The sequence below is a fragment of the Variovorax sp. P1_H2 genome (assembly GCF_056405295.1).
Genome location: NZ_JBFUCJ010000026.1, coordinates 40,591 through 62,729 on the forward strand (window position 1 = coordinate 40,591; position 22,139 = coordinate 62,729).

The following is a 22,139-nucleotide window of genomic DNA, read 5'->3' on the forward strand; positions in this document are numbered from 1 at the left end:
GGTCCCTCTCAGGATTCGGCAGTGAAGCCGATCCGCTTCACGTTGTCCCGCCATTGCGCGTTCTCGGCGCGCACGCGCTGGGCGAGTTCCTGCGCGGTGGAACCCTGGGCCGTCATCCCAAACTCGGCCAGTCCGCGCACGAAGTCGGGCTGCAGTACAGCCGCACGCACCGCATCCCCCGCGCGCTGCGCCGCGGCTGCAGGCGTGCGCGCCGGCACGAACACGCCGAACCACTCGGTCATGTCCAGGGCATGGCCTTGCTCGCGGAACGTCGGGATGTCCGGCGCGAAGGCGCTGCGCGTCGGTCCGGAGACGGCCAGGAGGCGCAGGCGTCCCGACTTCATCTGTGGCAGGTAGCTGCCCAGCACGGTGGCGTAGGCCGGGAGCTGGCCGCCCATCAGGTCCTGCAGCCCGGGGCCATCGCCGCGATAGCCCACGTGGGTCAGTTCGACGCCCGCCAACTGGCCCAGGAGGCTGCCCATCAGGTGCGGCGTGGAGCCCGATGCCGGCGACCCGAACGAGCCCTTGCCCGGATTGGCCTTCACCCAGGCCACGAAGTCCGGGATGTTGCGCACGCTCTCCGGCACCGCCGGGCCGATGGCGAAGGCGAACGGGAAGGTGCAGACCATGGACACGGCCTGGACGTCCTCCGGCGTGTAGGGAAGCTTCCGATAGGTATGGGGATAGACGGTGAACGGTGCAGGAGGGGACAGCAGCAGGGTGGCGCCGTCCGGCGCGGCCTCCTTGGCCGCCGTCACGGCAATCTGAGCCCCCGCGCCCGGCTTGTTCTCGACGAGCACGTTCGCCGCGTAAGTGCCGCGAAGCTTTTCGGCCAGGCGGCGTGCCACGTTGTCGGTGCTGCCTCCGGGCGGAAAGCCCACCAGCACGCGAGCGAGCTCAGGTTGCTGACCGTGGGCGACACGGTGCATGCTGGCAGCACCCAGCGCAGCGAGGGCGGCCAGTTGGGTGGCGAATTGGCGGCGTGTGGTCATGTGCGGATCTCCGTCGTAGGTGTTTCGGGGACTGGCTGAGAGTCGCCGCGACTTTGCCGCATGACCGCGCCGCCGCTGTCGTGTCCTTGCGGCTGCTTGCGTAATCCTGCGCAGCCTAGGGTAAGACCTGATCTCTCGGGCAACCCGCAGGGAAGGCCCCGGAAATAGTGCGAACAGACCCTAAGTCGAGCGCCGGTAGGCGGAGGGCGTTACGCCCCAATGGCGGTGGAAGGCCTGGCTGAAGTGCGCAGCCGACGGATAGCCGGTCGCCTGGGCAACGTCCGCCAGCGGCATCCGCGATCCGTGCACCAAACGGGCGGCCGCCTCCATCCGCTGCAGGTTCAACCACGCGTGCGGCGTGGTACCAAAGGACACCTTGAATGTGCGCGAGAAATGGAACGGGCTCAGCCCCACCAGTTCGGCCAGCCGGGCCACCGGCCAGCGTTCATGCAGGGCGGCCGCCACCGCCTCGGCAAGCCGCGTCATCTGCCGCTTCGAAAGAGACGCGTGCGAACTCTGCAGCAGCGCGTGGCTGGCGTAGTTCTCCAGCAGGTGCAACGCAAGGGCCAGTGCAAGGTTCTCGCCGAAGGCCGGATGCAGGGAGATATTGTTGTCGAGGGAGCCGAGCAGCACTTGAGCGAACCCGGCCAGCACCGGGTCGCTGCGGCCGAAGCAGCTCTCCAGCTGGACGTCGCCGCCCGCGGCCCGCTGCAGCCACGCGGGCGCGAGGTTGATGATGATGTTGTCGCGCCTGGCGGTGCTGCGCCAGAAGCTGGGCAGCCCCGCCGGCACGACCACCGCCTCGCCCGGCTGCCAGCGTGTCTGCGCAACTGCGTTTCCCTGGCGCTGGAACAGTCCGGTGGGTGTGGACCGGCGCAGAAGGATGGTGTGGGCACTTACCGGTGGAACGTAGACGTCTCCCAGCGGGCCGACCTGGTGCCACACGACGAGGCCGCTCCAGGGCCGACCGATGCTCGAGCGGTGCACGTGTCCGGGCAAGGTGTGCCAAGGCTCGTCCGTCGTCCCGGACGCCAGCGCGTGCCAGCGATCGGCATCGAATTCCCGGTCCAGGCCGGAATGGGTCGCAGTCGGGGAAGTCAGCTGCATGTGGGAAGAGGCAGTGTGTGCGGGTTCTCGCGCCCCGGCATCGTAGCTCGCCACGACGGCACCTGCGCACAGGAAGCTGTGAACCCTGAGCACGACCCTGGCCGCCGGCGTAGCGGGTCATGGGGCCCGAGGTCGAGACCTCGGTGGAGCCTCTCCACCGTGCGAACTTCCCGCGATGCCGTCATCCGCGAGAAGCTGCTGGACAATGAAATCACGCAGCCACTTGTTGGCGGGATCGCGGTGGTAGCGGTCGTGCCAGTACAGGGCGACCTCGAAATCGGGCAGCGACAGCGGGTGCGGCTTGGTCACGAGCCGGAAGTGGGCGCTGAGCGTCTCGGCCAGCATCGCGGGCGCGGACCAGAGGAGGTCGGAGCCGACCACGAAGTGGGGCGCAGCCAGGTACTGCGGCAGCCGCACCTTGATGCGGTTGCGCGCACCGGCTTCGATGAGCGCGCGCTCGAGGACCACGTGCCCGCTGCCTGAATACTCGACCAGCAGGTGTTCGCTCTCGGCGAATCGCTTTGCCGTGAGCCTGGCGCCGGCGAGCGGATGGCCCTCCCGCATCACGCACACGTAGTGCTGCCTGAATAGCAAGCGGCTGTGGATGCCGGTCTCGAGCGAGGGCAGGAAACCGAGCGCGAAGTCGATCTGCCCCGCTGCCATGGCGCTCAGGGTTTCCGGAATCGGGCGAAACAGCGTGCGCAGGCGCAGTCCCGGTGCCGATTGCCCGAGCGCGGCAAGGATGCGAGGAAAGCACACCGCCTCGCCGATGTCGCGAGTTCTGACCGTGAACATGCGACGCGCGGTCGATGGGTCGAAGCGTCCGCGTTCGGCCCGCGTCTTGCGCACCATGGCCAGCGCGTCGAGCAGTTGCGGCGCCAGTTCCACGGCCAACGGCGTCGGCTCCATGCGGCGGCCCACGAGCGTGAACATCTTGTCGTCGTACTCCTCGCGAATTCGCTTCAGCGAGGCGCTGACGGCCGCCTGCGTCAATGCGAGCCGCTCGGCCGCCACCGTCACGGAGCGGTCGCGCCACATGGCCTCGAACACATAGAGCAGGTTCAGGTCCTTCATCGCGAAAAGTATAAGCCGCATCTATACCAATGAATCATCCTATCGGTATGGATTGTTCACGTGGTGCACCTCAGAATCACTTTCCAACAAGGAGACAACCATGACTCGACCGGCCCAGCTTCGCACGCCGAGGACGTTTCAACATCAACGCCGGATGCTCCTGCAATGCGCAGGCGCTGTCGCGGCGTGCGGCGCGCTGCCGACCTTCGCGGCCAACCCGTTGCACGTGTATGTCGGCTATCCCCCGGGTGGTGCCACCGATGTGATCGCGCGCCTGGTGTCGCGCCAGATGAACGGCTTCGATGCGATCGTCGAGAACCGGGCCGGCGCGGGCGGGCGGCTGGCGCTCGATGCCGCGGCGCGCGCCAGGAACGATGGCGACACGATCGTGGTCACGCCGGACTTTCCGCTCACGGTCTTTCCACACCTGTACAGCAAGCTGACCTACAACCCGCTCAAGGACTTCGTGCCGGTGGCGATGTGCGGCGTGTCCGAGTTTGCGTTGTGCGTGGGTCCGGCCGTGCCCAAGGAGGTGACCAGCGTCGGCGGATTCCTGCAATGGTGCCGGCAGAACCCGAAGCAGGCGCTGTACGCCTCACCCGCGCCTGGATCGACGCCGCATTTCACCGGCGTGATGCTGGCTGCGGCGGCGAAGGTCGAGCTCACGCACGTGGGCTACAAGGGGGAACGCAAGCGATGCAGGACCTCCTCGGAGGCCAAGTCCCCGCGAGCATCAACCCGGTGGCCGAAGTGTTGCCGCACCTGGGGAGCGGCAAGCTTCGCGTGCTGGCCACGACCGGCCCGGAGCGCTCGCGCTTCCTGCCCGAGGCGCCGTCGCTGCGCGAAGCGGGCTATCGCGATGTCGTGGTGCAGAGCTGGATCGCCGTGTTCGCGCCCGCGGGCACTTCCGAAGCCGCCGTCGCCGGAATGGAGAAGTCCATCAACGAGGCATTGAAGACCGATGCGGTCGCCGAAGGCTTCGCGAAGTTCGGCATTGCCGTGACGCCCATGGCCAGGCAACGCGTGTCCGCGCTCGTGCGCGATGACCTGCAACGCTGGGCAGGCGTCGTGAAGGCCTCGGGTTTCGTCATCGAGGAGTAGGCGCTTGAAGTATCAACTGTTCACCCATGGCCCGCGCAGGGCGCCGCGCGCCGGCATCCTGGTCGGCACAGCGTGGCTGGATCTTGCGGGCGCGGCAGGCCGCACCGGCCAAGAGGCGCTGGCCCGATCGTCGGTCGACGCCTTGCTGCAGCGGTGGGAGGAGTCGCAGCCGGAACTGCGGCGGCTGGCGAACGCAGTGGCCGCCGATGCGGCGGCCTTCGGCGATGCGAGTCTCGATGCGGCGCAGCTCGCAGTGCTCGCGCCGCTGGCGCGCCCAGGCGCCATCTACGCGGCGGGTGCGAACTACCGCGACCACGTCGAGGCCATGAGCCGCGCCCTCCACATGACGCTGGTGCTCGATCCCAAGAGCGAGGGCATCCCACCGTGGCACTTCCTCAAGGCAGGCGCCGCCAATCTTTCGGGCCATCGCGGTGAGGTGCCGTTTCCTGCCCGTACACAGCGCCTGGACTGGGAAGCGGAGCTGGCTGTCGTGATCGGCCGGCATGCTTCGGCCGTGACGGTCGAGTCGGCGCTCGATCACGTCGCCGGCTACATGTGCGCCAACGACCTGTCGGCGCGCGACAACTTCGTGCGCGACAAGGCCGAGCCGAACTCCCCGTTCAGATACGACTGGATCGGGCACAAGTGCTTCAACGGATCGTGTCCTCTCGGGCCGGTGTTCACGCCGGCCGAGTTCGTCGGCTCGCCGGAGGACCTCGACATCAAGCTGTGGGTCAACGGCGAGCTTCGCCAGGACTCGAACACGCGCAACCACCTGTACAGCGTCGCGGAGCAGATCGCTCACTTGAGCGAGTGCACCGACCTGTATCCCGGCGATGTGATCCTGACCGGAACCCCCGCGGGTGTCGGCATGGAAACCGGCACTTTTCTGAAGCGCGGCGACGTGACGAAAGTATGGATCCAGGGTCTTGGCGCGCTCGAAACCCGAATCGTCTGACCCAGGGCGATCGCTGGGCTCTTGCCTGAGCGCCCGGACACTTGCCGGACGCCCGGTGCGGGCTATCGGGGCCGTGCCAGGGTTTGCGCAAGTTCCCAGAGCGATCCCATCTGCCCGGAATGGAAGAGCAAAGGCGGCGTATCGGTCCGCGAGAAGCGCTCGACGCGGCCGAGGATGATCGTGTGATCTCCCTCCTGGTGGCGCGAGTACGTCGAGCATTCGAAGGTCGCGACGCTCTCGACGAGCCGCGGGCATTCATTGGGGCCGACCTCGAATGCTTCGGCGAAACGCTCGAACTTGTCCGCGGCGGGCTTCGCGAAGTGCCAGGCCAGATCGCGCTGGTCTGCCGTCAGCACGCTGAGGTTGAAGGACCGCCCGGCAATGAATACGTCGGCGCTGCGGGTGTCGTCGCGGATGCTCCAGAGAATCAATGGCGGATCCAGCGATACCGAAGCGAACGAATTGATGGTCATTCCCTCGCGCTTGCCGTCAGGCGCCGCTGTCGTGACGAGGCACACGCCCGTGGGGAAGGCGCCGAGTGCCTGACGCAATTGGCGGGCGTCGACCGTGTCGGCCGCATCGCCCGTGATGAGAGCCCAGGAGTACATGGCCGATGCTCCGCTCAGTACTGGCCCTTCGGCTCGAGGCCGAGCAGGTATTGCCCGACCATCGACGAGACCGCGTCCCAGTTGAGACTGATGTGGCGCGAGATGGCGTTCGTGTCGCGCCACATGCGCTGAATCGGTTGGTTCAGCGCCAGGCCCGCGCCGCCTACGCTGGCGAACACCGCTTCGACGGCGTCGCGCGAGAGCCGTGCGGCGAAGGCATGGTCGCGGCGGTTGCGAATACGTTGTTCGATGCTGATGATTCGGCCATCGGCCGCCATCTGCTCGACCTGCGCGGTATCGCGGTAGAGGAGCAGCCGCGCCGCGTCGACGCTCGCCGACGCTTCGGCCAGACGAGACTGCACCGGGAAGAACTCGCTCAGCCTGTTTCCCCCGCCGGACACCGCTCCCCGGGTGACGCGCGAGCCGGCCAGCTCGATCAGCTCGTCGACGGCGCCTTGCGCTGTTCCGACAATCGGCGATACGAGGCACACGGGGACTGCGGACAGGAACGGGATGCGGTAGATCGGGTTCACGTTGACCTTCGAGCCAGGCGGGCAGTTCGAGGACGCCTCCGCGAAAGTCAGCTTGCGGTGTATCGGAACAAAGGTCGGCTTGTCGATGACGACTGCCTTGGATCCCGTCCCGGCCTGGCCAGCCACGTGCCAGTTGTCCTCGATCGCCCAGTCGGTGCGCGGCGCGAGAAGAAAGCCCGCGCTGGGCGGCGCGCCCTTTTCTTCCGGAGGGAACTGAACGCCGAGCAGCGCCCACTGGGAGTTGTCCACGTTGGAGGCGAAGAGCCACTTGCCCTGCACCAGGTAGCCGCCCTCGACCTTCTCGGCCATCGTTGCCGGTGCATAGGACCCGCAAACGATCGCGCTGGGGTCCTTGCGCCACACGTCGTCCTGGGCTTCCTCCGGGAATGTCGCGACCAGCCACTGATGGATGGCGCCCAGGGAGCAGCCCCAGGACGACGAAGTGCAGCCGCGAGCGAGTTCGCTCACCACATCGATGAAGGCGGTGAATCCGAATTCGTAGCCGCCGTAGCGCGCGGGCTGCATCAGCTTGAAGAAGCCTGCGTCATGGAATGCTTGCGTCGTCTCATCGGAGACCCGGCGGTCCTGCTCGGTCCGTTGGGCCCGAAGGCGAAGCATTGGAACCAGTTCATTTGCGGACGCAACTATTTTCTCGATGGACGGAGCGCCCTTGACTGGCGACTTCCGACCCACGGTGGGAAGGTCGAACTGGTTGAGTTGTGCGAACAGGGTTGCGGCGTCGGTCACGAGTGTCTCCAAAAGGTAGGGTGTATCTCAGTCCAGAGGCCTCGATTGAATCTCATAACAATTGCAAATGCAATTAATAAGTGCCTGGGGTTTACGCTATATCGGTGACAATATTCGCTTGTAAGATCCCTCATGGCCAAGAGAAACACATCGGCGGTGGTGCCCATGGGGCAGCGTAGAGCAGGGGCTGTCGCGCTCAGCAATTCGATTGCGCTTGCAGACAAAGTGTCGAATCACGACCTGGAACGGGCCATTCCGTACTTGCTTGCACGTGCAGGAACCAGAATGGGGCAGTCGTTCAGCCGAGAGCTCAAGCAATTCAAGCTCTCGCTGACCGAGTGGCGGGTCTGCGTCGCCCTGCACCATCAGGCGCATCAGCGACTCTCCGATCTGGCATTGCACACATCGACCGAAGCCTCCACGCTCTCGCGCGTGGTCGACGGTCTTCTGCAGCGCGGCCTGCTGGTGCGGGATCGATCGGACGAGGATGCCCGCGCCCTCGCGCTCAGTTTGACCGAGGCAGGGCGCGATCTGACCCTGCGCATCATTCCACTTGCACAGGTCTATGAGCGCGTGTCGTTGTCCGGACTGACCCCCGTGCAAGCCGAGTCCCTTCGGGACATGCTTCGGATGGTCTACGACAACCTGGCAGTGCTGGACAACGAGTGACGGCTTCCCGAGCCCTGCTCGAACGAAGAGATCGGAGACGGCGCGGTGAACATCAACTCCATTGATCTGAATCTTTTTCTCGTGTTTCAGGCGATCTATGCCACGCGCAGCGTCACGCTCGCGGGCGAGCGCCTCGGCATGACGCAGTCCGCGGTGAGCAATGCCCTCAAGCGCATGCGCGAACGCTTCAACGACGCACTGTTCGTTCGATCCGCGGACGGCATGGTCCCCACACCTGTCGCCGAGCGCCTCATCGCTCCCATCGAGGAAGGCATCGCCTGCCTGGTGCAGGCCATCGACCAAGGCAGAACGTTCGAGCCTGAATCCTCGAGCCGCACGTTTCGAATCGCAGTGAACGACATCGGGCAACTGGTCATGATGTCCGAGCTGCTTTCGGTCGCACGCAGCATTGCGCCCGGAGTCCGCTTCGAAACCGTGGATGTTTCGATGGCCGAAGCCAGGCAGCGGATGCTCCATGGGCAAATCGACATCGCGCTCGGCAGCTGGGAGCTCATGGGACCCTCGTTCTACCAGCAGCGACTGTTCGATGAGACATTCGTCGTCCTGATGTCCAAGGCGTCTCGCCTGGGCACTCGCCGGCGCATCACGCTCGACGACTACCTCGCGGCGGAGCACATCGCGTATCGGCCCCAAGGAACGACCGACTCTCGACTTCGGCAGACACTGGATCGAGCCGGTGCCCTCGATCAGCGGCGAGTCGTCCTGACCGCCGCCCACTCGCTGGGCCTGTCGTCGATCGTCGCCACATCGGGATTGCTGCTGACCGCGCCGGCTCGCCTCGCCATGGCGATGGTGGGATCCCGCACGGATCTGCACGCCGTCGAGGCGCCATTCGAGGTCGAGCCCTTCGAAATTCGTCAGCAGTGGCACGACCGCTTTCATCAAGACAGTGGAAATCGCTGGTTGCGAGAGCTGATATTCGGTCTGTTCCATGAGCGATCACGACCGGCAGCCGCGGCACACGTGCAGAAGGAGTGCGCTTGAAGATCTCCACGTCGCTATTCCTTCGCCGCGTTGTTCAGGACGAAGTCGTATTCCAGCGTGTAGTAGGGGACTTCCATGCGTGTGCCGTCGGGGGCCAGGCCCGGCCCATGCCGCTGCCAGTCGGCGATCAGCGAGGAGCGCACGCCGAAGACGGCGTCCGAGTCGAGATAGGTGCCGCCTGATCGAAACACGTGCGTGATGAGTGTTTCGTAGCCCGCAGCCTTGATCATGAAATGCAGGTGTGCCGGGCGCCACGGGTGACGACCGAGTCTCTCCAACATCCGGCCGACCGGACCGTCGTGCGGGATCGGATAGGGGACGGCCACGATCGATCTGAAGTGATAGCGCCCGTCCTCGAGGCTCGTCAGCCGGCCCCGGCCCTCCGCGTGGTCCAGCCCGGGGCGCTGGACATCGTAGGAGCCTTCGTCGTCGGACTGCCAGACGTCGATGTCTGCATGGGCGATCGGCTCGCCGTCGATCCCTCGGAGGGTTCCGCTCACGAAGCACGGCTCGCCGCTCGCACCGTTGGAGATGTCGTCGCCATTGTTGTACGTCGGAGCGGCGGGCACATAGAAGGGACCGAAGACGGTTGCCTCCGTGCAGCCGGTCGGGCGCCGGTTGCATTGCGCGGTGACAAGCGTTGAAAGTCCCAGCACGTCGGACAACAGGATGAATTCCTGCCGCTTGTCGTCGGTGATGTGTCCGACGCGCGTGAGGAAATCGATGCCGTAGGACCACTCTGCCTCGGTGAGTTCAACCTCGCGTGCGAAGTCGTGAAGGTGGCGGACAAGGCTGTCCATCACTGCCTTCAAACGCGCGTTGGTCGTTGCGCCATGCGCCTTGAGGGCTGCGCCGGTGATGGTCCATTCGTCGATGTCGATCATTTGATTCGCCTGCATCTCAGCGCGGGTTCAGGACAGATCCAGCTTGAACAGGGACGAGGCGTTCGTTCGGCCGATCTTCTTCCGGTCGGCCTCGCTGATGCTTGCGTCGTTGAACCAGTCCGAAGCGTGGTCGACGTTCTCGAAGGGCCAGTCGGTCGAGAAAAGGATCCGGTCCGATCCGACTTCCAGCATCGCGTCGATCAGCGTCTGGGTGCGGAAGTTGCCGGACGTGGTGAGGTAGAAGTTCTCTTGGAAGTAGTCGCAAAGCTTGCGCTTGGCCGGATAGCCCTTCGGTGCCTTGACCCAGGCATTGCGGTGATCGACTCTCCACATGTTGTAGGGAAGCCCTTCGCCCAGGTGGCCCAGGATGATCTTGAGACCAGGATGGCGATCGAAGAGGCCACTCGCCATGAGGCGCAGGGCGTGGACCGCGGTTTCCTGTGCGAACGCCCATGTGGGGCCGAGCAGCCACGGGTGACCTTCATAGATCTGCGCCCAGCTTGCCAACGGATTGCGTGGATGCAGATAGAACGGCGCGTCGAGCCGCTCCGCCGCAGCCCAGAAGGATGCGTACTGCGGTGCATCGTAGTAGACAACGTTGTCAGGCGTACCGACCTGCGAGAACCCGTTGACCAGCGCGCCGCGGAAACCGAGTTCGGTCATGCAGCGCTCGAGTTCCCGAGTTGCCTTTTCAGGATCCTGCATCGGCAGGGCGGCGAATGCCTGGAAGCGGTCGGGTCGCCTGGCCACCTGCTCAGCCAGAAAGTCATTGGCCCGGACCGAAAGCTCGCAGGCCTTTTTCGGATCGGGCACCGCTTGAACGGCAGGCGCGTTCAGCGAGAGGATCATCATCTCCATGCCGTGCTCGTCCATCTGGCGCAACCGGCCTTCATGGATGTCGAGGAGGCGAGCGCTGAGTTCCCTCCAGTAGGCTCCAGGCACGAAGCCAGCCGAATCCTGCAGCGTTTCGGGAATCGCAAAGTGTTCCTCGAGCCCGATCTTTCCTTGCATGCCCATCTCCTTTGTGCGACGCGAGGCGCAAATGCTTGATTTCATGGCGGCGCCACAGCGGCACCTTCCTGATTGGCGAATCTACGGGTGCCTCGCGGCGCGGTCTAACGAAAATCGGTGATAGCGCGCATTCGCGCAGCGCATGGTGGAGCGGGGCGGCACGGGTGGGAAGACCCGCCCCAACATTTCCAGCCGTCATAGGGCCTATCCGAAAAATGCGTTGGACCCGTCAAGCCGTGGTCTCCATCATTTGCGGCGTCGCCAGGCAACCCTCGCTGCGAGATCGCGCACCGATGTTCAGGCCGTGACAAGCCATTCTTCCCATTCGATCGGAGACAAAAGCCATGCGTCAAATCGACCTTCACAAGCTGGCCGACGATGCCCGCTTCAACCGCTTTCACAGGCTCGTGCTGCTCTGGTGCGCACTGATCATCGTGTTCGACGGCTATGACCTGTCGGTGGTGGGCATCGCGCTGCCGTCGATCATGTCCCACATGGGCGTCGACGCGACCCATGCGGGGTTCATGGTGAGCTCGGCGCTCTTCGGCATGATGTTCGGCGCCATCTTCCTGGGCACCATCGCCGACAGGATCGGCCGCCGCTGGGCCATCGTCTTATGCGTGGGTCTGTTCAGCATCTTCACTGCCGCAGCCGGCCTGGCCAAGGATCCCGTCACCTTCGGCGTGATGCGCTTCCTTGCCGGGCTCGGTATCGGTGGCGTGATGCCGAACGTGGTTGCGCACATGACCGAATACGCCCCCAAGAAGATCCGCGCGACCCTTGTCACCCTGATGTTCAGCGGCTATGCGGTCGGGGGAATCATCGCGGCGATCCTGGGCAAGAGTCTCATCGAGATCTACGGCTGGCAATCGGTCTTCTTCGCGGCGGGCCTGCCGGTGCTTCTGATTCCGTTGATCCTGAAATCGGTTCCGGAATCGATGCCGTTCTTGCTGGCCAAGGGCCGAACCGAAGCGTTGAAGCAGATCGCTTCGAGGCTCGACCCGAGCTACAAGCCGCTGGCCACCGACCGGTTCCTGGTGCCGGCGGCAGACAAGGCCGACAGCGCGCCCATCAAGCACCTCTTCCGTGAAGGTCGCGGCTTCAGCACGGTCATGTTCTGGATCGCGTTCTTCATGTGTCTGTTCATGGTGTTCGCGCTGAGCTCCTGGCTCACGAAGCTGATGGCCAGTGCCGGCTATAGCCTGGGCTCTGCGCTGACCTTCGTACTGGTGTTGAACAGCGGTGCAATGATCGGCGCGATCGGGGGCGGCTGGCTCGCCGACAGGTTCCACATCAAGTACGTGCTCGCTGGAATGTATGCGCTGGCCGCGGTCTCGCTGACATTGCTGGGGTACAAGATGCCGACACCGGTGCTTTTCATCCTCGTGGGTTTGGCCGGCGCATCGACGATCGGAACGCAGATCGTGGCCAACGCCTATACCGGACAGTTCTATCCGATGGCGGTGCGGTCCACCGGTCTCGGGTGGGCATTGGGCGTCGGCCGCAGCGGAGCGATCCTGGCGCCGATCCTGATCGGCGTGCTGGTTGGCATGAACCTGCCGCTGCAACAGAACTTCATCGCCATCGCGATTCCGGCGGTGGTCGGCATGATCGCGGTGTTGCTGATCCATCACGACCGGTCGGCCTCGATGCAAGGCATGGGCGCAAGCCCGGGATCCACTGCGGCGCCGGCGAACGTGTCCGTGCCGCGCGGGACCTGATAATGCGCAGATTGAAATCTTTCACCGGCCGATGGCGATCTCTCACATCGTCCAGTTCCAGAGGAGATGTCAATGGAAAAGAAGCAGATCTTGGTGATCGGCCTGGAGCCGGAGCTTGTCGACTTCAGCACGATGCCGGACATGAACGCAGCAAAGGTGCGGGCCGGGCTCGATGCCGACAAGGCAAGGCTTGCCGATCTGGGCTACGAAGCCGAACTGTGTCTGACCGACCTCGGAAGCACGGCAGAGGCCGTGGTCGCCCGAAGGCTGTCTGAAAAGCCGTTCGACTGCGTGGTGATTGGCGCCGGCATCCGCACCCTACCCGCCTATTTCCTCCTTTTCGAGAAGCTGGTGAACGTGGTGCATCGACACGCGCCGGCCGCCCGGCTTTGCTTCAACACGAAGCCGAGCGACACAGCCGAAGCTGTTCGGCGTTGGGTCTAGTCGAACGCTCGCGCAAGTCAGCCCGGGTCAGGAAGCAGCCCGGGGGCAGGACGGTCGTGAAGCCTGATCAGGTGGCTGCCGCATAGCGAAGATAGTCGGCGCTGATCCGCCTTGAATGGGTAACCAGCGCGCGAACGAAGGTCAATCGCGCCGCCTCGTAGCGGGCCAGAGCGGCGGCAACGGGTTCCATTGCGCTCCGGTGCGCCAGCGTATGGGCCAGCACCGCCGCATCCTCCACCGCTGTTGCGAAACCGCGTCCTGTCATCGGCGAAACGACGTGGGCAGCGTCGCCCACGATCGCCAAGGCGCCAAGCGCCAACCGCTGCGGTTCGTATTCGGCAATGGGGGCACCGCTCAGTGCGTCCGTCGAGCGTACTCCCGCGGCCACCGCCTCCGCCCATGTCTGCGGCCAGAGTTGGGGGATGAGCGCAATCAAGTCTTCTCGGACATCTGCATCGATCGCGCCGCGTCCGAGTGTTCCCACCAGGTGGCCGTCCGCCGTCAGGCGGTTGGTGCGACGAAGCAGCTCTTCCCGGTGCACGTCGAACCATGCGAACGTGACCTGGCGYCGTCCGATTTCCACCGATCCATCGCGACCGGGAAGCACCGCGGCGACCAGGCGATAGCCGTCGACAAACTCTATCCAAAGTCCGCCGTTCGACGGCCAGGGCACAGGGCGCGCCAGCGCTTGTTCGTCGATCAGACCGCGCCACACGACATAGCCGGCATAGCGGGCCAGTGGAGCGTCTGGTGCAATCGTTCGGCGAACGATGCTGTGGTATCCGTCAGCGCCGATCACCGCATCGGCAACCCTCTGCGTTCCGTCCGAAAACGAGAGTTGCGCTCGATCGCCAAGCTCGGTGACCGACGTGACGGCCTTGTCTTCTTCGAGGACGATGCCGGGCGTCGCGGCGGCCCGGTCATGCAGCCAGGCGTACAGCGCCGGCCAAGTCGTCAAATCACGATCACGATAAGCGGGCACGACGGGCAATATCGGGTGCGCGCGCGGATCATGACCAACAGCCGCTGCAAGCGCCGCAAGATCGATGCTCAGGCTGTCGCCACCTTGCACGCGCCGGGCAGAGCGCTCGACAACACGAACCGGCACGCCCCTTGTTGCGCAAGCCAGCGCAAGCGTGAGGCCGGCAAGAGAAGCTCCGACTACAACGATCTGCGGGTGTGTGGTACTCATCGGGTGCGAGCGTTCATGGAATATCGTTGCCCGTGATCCTGATCATCCGGGAACGCATGAGCTGATCTATTGACCGAAGCGCCATGCGTTTCAGTCAACAGGATGTTGTGGTTTCGGGTTCAAGCGATGCCGGCGCCAAGGGCCGGGAAGACATCGGTGAACAGCAATCCGATCAGCTGCTGTCCGTTCGGCGTGGACCAGTCCTGCGCGATCTCCGCCATCAGCGTGTTGGTGGCGGTGAGCACGACGCCTGCATCGTGCATGCGTTGACGCGAGAACTCTTCGGAAAGATGGCTGGGCGATCCGGAAGCATCCATCACAGCTTGGACGGCGAAGCCTTCGAGCGCAGCGTCGATGGCCGGGAAGATGAGGCAAACGTCGGTGGTGACGCCCGCCATGATCAGATTCTTGCGGCCCGTGGCGAGCACCGCATCGCGGAAGTCAGGGTAGGCCCACGCGTTGACGACGCCGGGGCGCTTGATCCGCGCCGCATGCGCGTCGGGCAGGATCGCGGCGATTTCCGGAAGAATCGGGCCTTGGGCGCGTTCTTCCTGACTGGACGTGATCACGACCGGCAGATTGAGAATCTTCGCCATCTTGGCCAGCGCGATCGACTGCTTGGCCGCGAGTTCGCGGTCGATATTCTTGATCAATTGCATCGTGCCGACCTGATGGTCGATCAGCAGCAGGGCAGGGTTCTCGGCGGTGAATCGTTCAACTTTCATGATGTAGCTCCTCGGTAGTGAATGGGGCAACGCCCCGGGTTGCGTGGCGGCCTCTTACAGCCTTCCCATCTCGCCACGTTGGTAAGCGGCGGTTGCCGCGATCAGGCTCTCCTGGCTCGCAAAGGCCATCGGCCCGTTTGAAAGTACGGGTTGGTGCAGCGGCTCGCCGATGAACACGGCGACCTTCGCCCCGCCAGCCTTGGCGACGAGCTTGTGCGTCGTCGATTCGGTCGCGATCGGCAGGATCGAGGCACCGAGGTTGTCGAGGCCGAAGCCTTCGCCATTGACCTCCAGGCTGCCGAGGATCGGCATGAAGAAGGCGCGCTGGCCTGCAGGAACCGGCAGCACCAGTTCAGCGCCGGTCTCCAACGCGATGTCCAGCAAGGTCACTTCGGTCGGCGGCGTCAGCGGCGAGTGCACGCCGTCAAAACGACCCAAGGGGACGCGGACCCGCGCTCCTGGGCGATGCACCACGGGGACGTCCTGCGGGGCCAGGGTCAGCGCGAACGGCGCCGCGTTCTGGCGGTCCCGAGGCAGGTTGACGAAGATTTGCAGCAGGTGCGTGGTGCTCCCCGGCACCGCAGGGTTCTCTTCATGGACCACCCCGCGCCCTGCAGCCGTCCAATGCAGGCCGCCCGGCTCGATCAACGTCCTGTTGCCCTGTGAATCGCGGTTGGCAATGCCCGTCTCCGAGTCGAGGAACAGGTAGGTCACCGCGGAGAAACCGGCGTGCGGATGCGGCGGGAAGGTGGGGGCGCTCATCCAGGCATGATCGATTCCCATGAAGGGATCGAGCTGCGCGGGATCGGAACCATGCAGGCGGTAGGCCCGGAAATGGCTCCCCCGGTTGGCGCGCTGCATGCGGGCGATGGTGGTCATGGCAGTCTGCTCTTCCTGGCTCCGGTGGCCTTCAGGCGGCTTCGGTGACCGCCAGCGTCGGATAGTCGGTGTATCCCTTGTCGGTCGGCGGCGCGAAGAAGGTGTTGCGGTCGGCCGCGTTGAGCGACGCGCCCACGCGGAAGCGCTCCGGCAGATCGGGGTTCGCAAGGAAGGCACTGCCGAAGACGGTGGCGTCGGCCTTGCCCTCGGCCAGCACGCTTTCGGCGCTGTCCTGGGTCAGCCCGCCGCCGATCAGGTAGGCGCCGTCGAAGCGCGGGCGCAGCAGCGCGTGGTAGTCGACCTTCGTGCCGAACAGGGCGACATGCAGATAGGCAAGGCCTTGGCCGCGCAGCTTGTCGACGAGATAGGCGTAGGTTTCCTGGGGCGCGGCATCGCTGATGCTGTTGTAGTTCATCTCCGGCGAAATCTTGATGCCGACCCGGTCCGCCCCGGCCTGCGCCACCATCGCAGCCAGCACCTCCAGCACGAAGCGGGCGCGGTTCTCGACCGATCCGCCGTACGGGTCTTGGCGCTGGTTGCTGCCCGACGAGAGGAACTGCTCGGGCAGGTAGCCCGAGGCTCCGTGCAGTTCCACGCCGTCGAAGCCCGCGTCGATGGCACGGCGGGTTGCTTGGCGGTAGTCGTCGATCACGGCGCCAATCTCGGCCACGCTCAGCGCGCGAGGCGTGACGAAGTCGACCTGGCCGGCAGGCGTCCACGCCTGGCCCTCGGGCTTGATGGCCGAAGGCGCCACTGGCGTCGCGCCGTCGAGCAGCGAGGGGTGCGACACCCGGCCGCAATGCATCAACTGCATGAAGATGCGGCCGCCGCGGGCGTGCACGGCCTCGGTCACCTTCTTCCAGGCGGTGACCTGGGCCTCGGTTTCGATGCCGGGCGTGTGCACGTAGCCCTTGCCCATCGCAGACGGAAACACGCCTTCGGAGATGACGAGACCCGCACTGGCGCGTTGGGCGTAGTAGGTGACTGTCAGGTCGCTGGGAACGCCGTCGCCATCGGCGCGCGAGCGGGTCATCGGCGCCATGACGAGACGGTTCGGCGCAATGAGGCGGCCGATTCGAACGGGGGTGAGCAGTTGACGCATGGTGAATTCCTTGAATGCGAGGGGAAGGAGGAGAGGGGAAGCCGGCGTTTTGCGAATGCGATGGACGTATCTTCGATTGATCTAGGGAAGAGATAAATACGTCAGAATGGCATTCATTGATCCAAAAATGGCGCAATAGAGATGGAGCTGCTGAACGACATGGCCTTGTTCGTCGAGGTCGCCCACACGCGGAGCTTTCGTCGTGCGGCGGAGGTCACAGGCGTGCCGAACTCGACGCTGTCCCGCCGCATCAGCGCCTTGGAGAAGGCCATCGGCCTGCGGCTCCTGCATCGCACGACGCGCAAGGTCGAGCTCACCGAAGCCGGGCAGCTCTACTACGAGCGCTGCAGGCGCATCGTCGACGAAGCACGGCTCGCTCACGAGCAGCTCGGTGAGATGCTGGCGCAGCCCAGCGGTGTGCTGCGCGCGTCGCTGCCGGTCGACTTCGCCACGATCTACATGGCGCCTTTGATCGCGGAGTTCGCTCGCCGCTACCCGGGGATCACTTTCGAATTCGACCTCACGCCTCGGCGCGTCGACCTGGTCAGCGAGCCGTTCGACGTCGCCATCCGCATGGGCGAGCTTGCGGACTCGAATCTGATCGCCCGCTTGCTGGCCCGTCTGTCGGTGCAGGTCTATGCCTCGCCCCGTTACCTCGAGCTGTCCGGTGAGCCAAGGCACCCCAGTGACTTGGCGCAGCACGAGTGCCTGGGTTTTCCCAAGGCAGGCCCATGGGCACTGCATCGTGGCGCGGAAACCGTCGAGGTCGAAGTGGGGGGGCGGTTTCTTGTCAACAGCGTCGGCATGTTCCGGCGCCTGGCGACGCTGGACCTGGGCCTGATACTGCTGCCGGAGGAGATCGCCGCCGAAGACCTGGCGGCCGGTCGGCTGCGCCGGATACTGCCTGACTGGCAGGGCAAATCAACGCCCGTCTACGCGCTGACCGAAACTCGCTTGCTGCCCGCGAAGACGCAGCGCTTCATCGAGTTTCTGCAGGAGCATCTGGGCAAGCAAGCTCGCCCGACAGAGTCCAGCGATGGAACGGCATCTTCGTCATCCTGATGGTGGTGGCCTTGATCGCCACCGTCTCGGCGGCGCTGTCGCTGCCGAACGATCTGGTGCCAGAGGAACTGCGCAGCCAAAGCCACCCCTTGCTCTTCATGAGTCTGGTCAGTGGCAGCTTCCTGCTGCTCTATGCGATGCAGCGCAGCCAGTACGAATTCTTCAGCGATGGCTCTGGCATACCTGGCCCAGCTTCTGGGGCAGCAAGCGACATTGCTGGCCTGTCTCGACTACTTCAACGTCATCGCCGCCATCGGGGTCCTCGGAGCGTTGGCGATGCTCTGTCAGCGCCTGATGAAATAGGTCGCCGTGCTTCACCGGCGCATCGGGCCTCGGGACGCCGAGAAGCGAGATGAATGCCCGCGATCATGCAGCGCACCGAACCGCCGGCCATCTCGATGGTCGGGACTTCGAGCGGCACGAGGCGTGCCGACCGATGGATGGCTGCCTTCTGTGCCTTGTCCAGGCTGTCGTGGGCGCGTTTCGACAGCGCCAGGATTCGGCCCTCCGCGCCCGAGAGTTCGATCGCGTTGCCCGCGAACTCTGCAACCTGCGCCCTGCTGAGCGCGATCACCTCGCGCCCCGATTCCTCCAGTCGCGCCCTCACCTGCGACGCACGCTGCGCATCGGGAATCAAGTCGAATCCGACCATTGCGAATTCGGTCGCAACGCACATCAGCACGTTGGTGTGATAGACCTGCCGGCCGGCCGCGTCGGCGGTGTCGAACACGATCGGCTCGAAGTTGAAGTGCGTGCTGAAACGCTCCAGTGCCACTGGATCGGCCCGGTTCGATCGCGCCGTATAGGCCACGCGGGCGACGTGGTCCAGCACCATCGCGCCGGTGCCTTCGAGGAACAGGCCATCCTGCTCCAGGCCGGAATAGTCGATCACGTCCTGCACGCGGTACTCGGCTTTCAGCATCTCGATCACCTCCGCGCGGCGTTCGCGCCGGCGGCTCGGGGAGTACATCGGGTAGATCGCCACATGGCCGCCGGGATGGGTGGAGAACCAGTTGTTCGGGAACACGGAGTCCGGCGTGTCGCGCTGACCGTCGTCATCGAACAGGTGGACGCGCACGCCCTCCATCTCGAGGCGCTGCGCAGCGGCCGTCACCTCGTCATAGGCCGCTTGGGCGATGGCTTCGGCCGCCGCTTCTTCCGCGGGTGTCTGAAAGCTGTTGTCGGCAGCGGTCTCGGGGTTCGGCGTGAAGGCATGCGGACGGATCATGACGACCGCGTGAGGTGCCTGGATGGAGCGAATGCTGGGCATGGCTGTTTTCCCGCTGCAGAAGTCAAGCGACGCGACGCATCACCGCGCGCGCGCCGCCGGCACGGGTGTGGCGAAACAGGTCCTTCGGATCGTCGGCCTCGGGCACCAGTTCCACGTCCACGCCGAGCTTGCGCCGGGTTGCCTGCTCGAGCACGTAGCGCAGCGTCGAATAGTCTTCCAGCGCGAAGCCGACCGAGTCGAACACTGTCACCTGCTCCGAGTTCTGACGGCCGGCCGCGGTGCCGGCCAGCACGCGCCACAGGTCGACCACCGGGAAATCGGCCGGCAGTTGCTGGATGTCGCCCTCGACGCGCGTCTGCGGCTCGTACTCCACGAACACGCGCGAACCGCGCAGCACCTCCGCGTGCAATTCGGTCTTGCCGGGGCAATCGCCGCCCACCGCATTGATGTGCATGCCCGGCTCGATCATGGCGGGCGTGAGGATGGTGGCGTAGGCCTTGTCGGCCGTCACCGTGGTGACGATGTCGGCTCCGCGCACGGCTTGCGCGGTGGAGTCGGCGCGCAGGATCCGCAGCGCGGGCCAGGCCGACAGGTTGCGCGCCAGCTTGTCGGTGGCGCGCGGGTCGACGTCGTACACCGCGATCTCCTCGATGCCCAGATGGTGGTGGAACGCCAGCGCCTGGAATTCGCTCTGCGCGCCATTGCCGATCAGCGCCATGCGGCGGGCGCCGGGGCGTGCCAAGGCGCGCGCGGCCATCAGCGAGGTCGCGCAGGTGCGCAACGCCGTGGCGAGCGTGAGCTCCGAGAGCAGCACCGGATAGCCGGTCTCGACGTCGGCCAGGACGCCGAAGGCCATCACGGTGTACAGACCCTGCGCCGTGTTGCGCGGATGGCCGTTGACGTACTTGAAGGCGTAGTTCTTGGCGTTCGACACCGGCATGAGCTCGATCACGCCGATGTCGGAATGGCTGGCCACGCGCGCCGACTTGTCGAAATCGGCCCAGCGCACAAAGTCGTCGCGGATGGCATCGGCCAGTTCGCCAATGAAGGTTTCAACGCCGATCGCCTGGATCAGGCGAGACATGGTGGGAACGTCGACAAAGCGGGTCATGGTTTTTCCTCGAAGGCTGCAGGGCGGCGGGTGCCGTCGCCATGGCCAGATTGTTCCGTGAGGAGATGCCAGATTGAAGTGTGCAACTTGCCAACTTAACGGTACAAGCGTACATTTTGCCAACACAGGTTATCAAAATGAGCATTCATGGACGATACGGATCGCCAACTACTCTCTCTGTTGCGTGACAACGCCCGAACGCCGGTGGTGGAACTGGCCAAGAAGCTGCGGATGGCACGCGCGACCGTGCAGAACCGGATCGGCAAACTGGAGGGCGAAGGCACCATCGTCGGCTACACGGTGCGTCTGAAGCCCGAGGCCGAAGGGCACCGCATCCGCGCGATCACCAGCATCGCGGTGGAGGGCCACCACGGCGAGGCGGTCCGGCGTGCACTGCGCGGCCATCCGAACGTGGTTGCCCTGCACACCACCAACGGCCGCTGGGACCTGATGGCCGAACTGCGTGCAGACACGCTGGAGGCTTTCGACCAGTTGTTGAATGCCATTCGCGCCATTCCGGGCATTTCGAACACGGAGACCAGCATCCTGCTGTCGACGCACAAGCTGTAGCGGTGCGGTGGCGGCGGCAGGGGCAGGGGCAGGGCGGGCAGAGCAGGTGATTCCGGTGCTGTTCGAGCGCCCGGCCTGAAGCGTGCCGGCGTGGAACCCGGCGTCGCGCCGCGGTGTCGAAAAAGGCCGAGCCTTCGACAGGAGACGCCATGCGCCGACGCTTGCTTTCCACGCTGGCGGCGAGCGTCGTCGCCGCCAGCGCATCGGCGGCGGCGGCCGCAGCCGCAGCCGCACTCTCGGTCGTTTTCGTCGATCCGGGCAAGTTCACCGATGCCGCGTATTCGCACCCCCAGGGCACCGAGCAGCAGCGCGCTGAAGTGCTGCGCGACATCGAGCGGCACCTGCGGCAGCTGGTCGAGCAGGGCCTGCCGGCCGGCGACGCGCTGCGCATCGAGGTGCTGGACATCGATCTGGCCGGGTGGTTCGAGCCGTTTCGCTTCCGCGCCGGCACCGACGTGCGTGTCCTGCGCGACATCACCTGGCCGCGCATCCATCTGCACTACACGCTGACGCGCGGCGATCGGGTCATCGCGAACGCCGAGGAACAAGTGACCGATTTGAACTACCTCATGACGGTCAATCGCTATGGATCCAGCGACCGACTGCGCTACGAGAAGGCACTGCTGGACGACTGGTTCAGCCGGCGCATCGCCGCCCAGGCTCGGCAGGACTGAGCCCGAGGCGGCCTCTCGCTGGGCTGAGCTTTCGCAGGCATCGGACCCGGCCGGTGCCAGGCACCGCACCTGCGTGCCAACTGCAGCATAGTGATTGCTTACTTAAAGCACAGCCGACCGGCGGCACACCCCCATCCGCGATACGAACTCACACCCTGCGGAGTGTGATTTTTTGTTACTAAAGCACTCAATTTAGGCTCGGACGTCGCGATGTAACCAGTTGTGTGAATTTCTTCCTCTGAAATTGAATACCTACGGCCTAAATTCGAAAGTATTCAATTTCCGCATCGGCGGGCAACAACGAACCGAGGAAGAACACTATGAATCGCGTTTTCAGAGTCGTCTGGAATTCATCGAAAGGCCATTGGGCTGTAGCCTCTGAACTGGCAACCGCCATCGGCAAGTCGGTGGCAACGGGCGTTTCCAAGCCCAGTTCCGACCGCCGGGCGCCCCGGTTTGCTTGCGCGAAAGGGCTCCAAGCGGCTGTTGCCCTGGCACTCCTCGCCTTTGCAGGTGTCGCCTCGGCGGCGAACTGTGGCAACGACAAGGACGTAGGCAACGCCCTGTGCGGTGAACACGCACCCGCACCCGCACCCGCACCCGCACCGGCACCGGCACCGGCACCCGCACCGGCACCCGCACCCGCACCCGCACCCGCACCGGCACCGGCACCCGCACCGGCACCTGCACCCGCACCGGCACCTGCACCCGCACCCGCACCGGCACCGGCACCGGCACC

23 protein-coding genes and 1 pseudogene are annotated in these 22,139 nt (G+C 65.0%); 10 read left to right on the forward strand and 14 right to left on the reverse strand.

All coding sequences use genetic code 11. The features are described from left to right. Nucleotides 1-8: 8 nt before the first annotated feature. The 4 genes from AC1D2E_RS11875 to AC1D2E_RS11890 form a co-directional block, all read right to left on the reverse strand. Nucleotides 9-992 carry a Bug family tripartite tricarboxylate transporter substrate binding protein gene (locus AC1D2E_RS11875; RefSeq protein ID WP_478197591.1) on the reverse strand — a complete coding sequence of 328 codons (984 nt, stop codon included), beginning with the start codon at nt 990-992 and terminating at the stop codon, nt 9-11. A 180-nt stretch (nt 993-1,172) separates the two neighbouring features. Further along, nucleotides 1,173-2,099 (reverse strand): helix-turn-helix domain-containing protein, encoded by a 927-nt coding sequence (locus AC1D2E_RS11880; RefSeq protein ID WP_478197592.1) that lies wholly within the window; start codon nt 2,097-2,099, stop codon nt 1,173-1,175. 117 nt (nt 2,100-2,216) lie between these two features. Further along, on the reverse strand, nt 2,217-3,173 hold the full coding sequence (locus AC1D2E_RS11885) for a LysR family transcriptional regulator (protein ID WP_478197593.1): 957 nt from the start codon (nt 3,171-3,173) through the stop codon (nt 2,217-2,219). A 237-nt stretch (nt 3,174-3,410) separates the two neighbouring features. After that, nucleotides 3,411-3,587: a hypothetical protein gene (locus tag AC1D2E_RS11890; protein ID WP_478197611.1), complete on the reverse strand. Its 177-nt coding sequence runs from the start codon at nt 3,585-3,587 to the stop codon at nt 3,411-3,413. Here AC1D2E_RS11890 and AC1D2E_RS11895 point away from each other — a divergent pair. Both AC1D2E_RS11895 and AC1D2E_RS11900 read left to right on the forward strand, forming a co-directional pair. Next, nucleotides 3,514-4,274 (forward strand): annotated as a pseudogene (locus AC1D2E_RS11895) (Bug family tripartite tricarboxylate transporter substrate binding protein). The gene AC1D2E_RS11890 and the pseudogene AC1D2E_RS11895 sit on opposite strands and share 74 nt — an antisense overlap. Before the next feature lie 4 nt (nt 4,275-4,278). Beyond that, a complete protein-coding gene (locus AC1D2E_RS11900) occupies nt 4,279-5,232 on the forward strand; it encodes a fumarylacetoacetate hydrolase family protein (protein WP_478197594.1) in 954 nt (317 codons plus the stop codon). Nucleotides 5,233-5,294: 62 nt separating this feature from the next. On the opposite strand, the gene AC1D2E_RS11905 is transcribed toward AC1D2E_RS11900, so the two are convergent. Beyond that, on the reverse strand, nt 5,295-5,840 hold the full coding sequence (locus tag AC1D2E_RS11905; protein ID WP_478197595.1) for a flavin reductase family protein: 546 nt from the start codon (nt 5,838-5,840) through the stop codon (nt 5,295-5,297). A gap of 14 nt (nt 5,841-5,854) precedes the next feature. Beyond that, entirely contained in the window at nt 5,855-7,120 is a 1,266-nt protein-coding gene (locus tag AC1D2E_RS11910) for an acyl-CoA dehydrogenase family protein (RefSeq protein WP_478197596.1), read from the reverse strand. A gap of 165 nt (nt 7,121-7,285) precedes the next feature. Between AC1D2E_RS11910 and AC1D2E_RS11915 the strand changes: the two genes are divergently transcribed. Together AC1D2E_RS11915 and AC1D2E_RS11920 are read left to right on the forward strand one after the other, a co-directional pair. After that, nucleotides 7,286-7,789, forward strand: a complete 504-nt coding sequence (locus AC1D2E_RS11915; protein WP_478197610.1) for a MarR family winged helix-turn-helix transcriptional regulator — start codon at nt 7,286-7,288, stop codon at nt 7,787-7,789. 45 nt (nt 7,790-7,834) lie between these two features. Beyond that, nucleotides 7,835-8,794, forward strand: a complete 960-nt coding sequence (locus tag AC1D2E_RS11920) for a LysR family transcriptional regulator (RefSeq protein WP_478197597.1) — start codon at nt 7,835-7,837, stop codon at nt 8,792-8,794. Between the two features lie 14 nt (nt 8,795-8,808). Here the strand turns inward: AC1D2E_RS11920 and AC1D2E_RS11925 are convergent, their stop codons facing one another. Together AC1D2E_RS11925 and AC1D2E_RS11930 are read right to left on the reverse strand one after the other, a co-directional pair. Beyond that, nucleotides 8,809-9,678 carry an intradiol ring-cleavage dioxygenase gene (locus AC1D2E_RS11925; RefSeq protein WP_478197598.1) on the reverse strand — a complete coding sequence of 290 codons (870 nt, stop codon included), beginning with the start codon at nt 9,676-9,678 and terminating at the stop codon, nt 8,809-8,811. A gap of 27 nt (nt 9,679-9,705) precedes the next feature. Then, entirely contained in the window at nt 9,706-10,689 is a 984-nt protein-coding gene (locus tag AC1D2E_RS11930; RefSeq protein ID WP_478197599.1) for an amidohydrolase family protein, read from the reverse strand. 344 nt (nt 10,690-11,033) lie between these two features. Between AC1D2E_RS11930 and AC1D2E_RS11935 the strand changes: the two genes are divergently transcribed. After that, nucleotides 11,034-12,410: an MFS transporter gene (locus tag AC1D2E_RS11935; protein ID WP_478197600.1), complete on the forward strand. Its 1,377-nt coding sequence runs from the start codon at nt 11,034-11,036 to the stop codon at nt 12,408-12,410. A 72-nt stretch (nt 12,411-12,482) separates the two neighbouring features. Continuing rightward, nucleotides 12,483-12,854, forward strand: coding sequence for a hypothetical protein (locus tag AC1D2E_RS11940; protein ID WP_478177394.1), 372 nt, complete (start codon nt 12,483-12,485; stop codon nt 12,852-12,854). Between the two features lie 67 nt (nt 12,855-12,921). Here AC1D2E_RS11940 and AC1D2E_RS11945 read toward each other — a convergent pair whose 3' ends face one another. The 4 genes from AC1D2E_RS11945 to AC1D2E_RS11960 all read right to left on the reverse strand — a co-directional run bounded on the left by AC1D2E_RS11945 (nt 12,922) and on the right by AC1D2E_RS11960 (nt 16,752). Next, nucleotides 12,922-14,046 carry an FAD-dependent monooxygenase gene (locus AC1D2E_RS11945; protein WP_478197601.1) on the reverse strand — a complete coding sequence of 375 codons (1,125 nt, stop codon included), beginning with the start codon at nt 14,044-14,046 and terminating at the stop codon, nt 12,922-12,924. 119 nt (nt 14,047-14,165) lie between these two features. Beyond that, nucleotides 14,166-14,771 carry an isochorismatase family protein gene (locus AC1D2E_RS11950; protein WP_478197602.1) on the reverse strand — a complete coding sequence of 202 codons (606 nt, stop codon included), beginning with the start codon at nt 14,769-14,771 and terminating at the stop codon, nt 14,166-14,168. 54 nt (nt 14,772-14,825) lie between these two features. Continuing rightward, nucleotides 14,826-15,650, reverse strand: coding sequence for a pirin family protein (locus AC1D2E_RS11955; RefSeq protein WP_478197603.1), 825 nt, complete (start codon nt 15,648-15,650; stop codon nt 14,826-14,828). Between the two features lie 31 nt (nt 15,651-15,681). Further along, nucleotides 15,682-16,752, reverse strand: a complete 1,071-nt coding sequence (locus AC1D2E_RS11960; RefSeq protein ID WP_478197604.1) for an alkene reductase — start codon at nt 16,750-16,752, stop codon at nt 15,682-15,684. A gap of 141 nt (nt 16,753-16,893) precedes the next feature. On the opposite strand from AC1D2E_RS11960, the gene AC1D2E_RS11965 reads away from it, so the two are divergent. Next, entirely contained in the window at nt 16,894-17,814 is a 921-nt protein-coding gene (locus tag AC1D2E_RS11965; RefSeq protein ID WP_478197605.1) for a LysR family transcriptional regulator, read from the forward strand. 241 nt (nt 17,815-18,055) lie between these two features. On the opposite strand, the gene ctlX is transcribed toward AC1D2E_RS11965, so the two are convergent. Both ctlX and AC1D2E_RS11975 read right to left on the reverse strand, forming a co-directional pair. Continuing rightward, entirely contained in the window at nt 18,056-19,084 is a 1,029-nt protein-coding gene (ctlX, locus tag AC1D2E_RS11970) for a citrulline utilization hydrolase CtlX (protein ID WP_478197606.1), read from the reverse strand. 22 nt (nt 19,085-19,106) lie between these two features. Further along, nucleotides 19,107-20,156: an ornithine cyclodeaminase gene (locus AC1D2E_RS11975; RefSeq protein WP_478177387.1), complete on the reverse strand. Its 1,050-nt coding sequence runs from the start codon at nt 20,154-20,156 to the stop codon at nt 19,107-19,109. Nucleotides 20,157-20,303: 147 nt separating this feature from the next. Here AC1D2E_RS11975 and AC1D2E_RS11980 point away from each other — a divergent pair, with 147 nt between their 5' ends. The 3 genes from AC1D2E_RS11980 to AC1D2E_RS11990 form a co-directional block, all read left to right on the forward strand. Then, entirely contained in the window at nt 20,304-20,726 is a 423-nt protein-coding gene (locus AC1D2E_RS11980) for an Lrp/AsnC family transcriptional regulator (protein ID WP_478177386.1), read from the forward strand. A gap of 149 nt (nt 20,727-20,875) precedes the next feature. After that, nucleotides 20,876-21,400 carry a DUF3016 domain-containing protein gene (locus AC1D2E_RS11985; protein WP_478197607.1) on the forward strand — a complete coding sequence of 175 codons (525 nt, stop codon included), beginning with the start codon at nt 20,876-20,878 and terminating at the stop codon, nt 21,398-21,400. A gap of 320 nt (nt 21,401-21,720) precedes the next feature. Further along, nucleotides 21,721-22,139, forward strand: a 419-nt coding sequence (locus AC1D2E_RS11990; protein ID WP_478197608.1) for an ESPR-type extended signal peptide-containing protein, incomplete at its 3' end; no start/stop codon positions are given.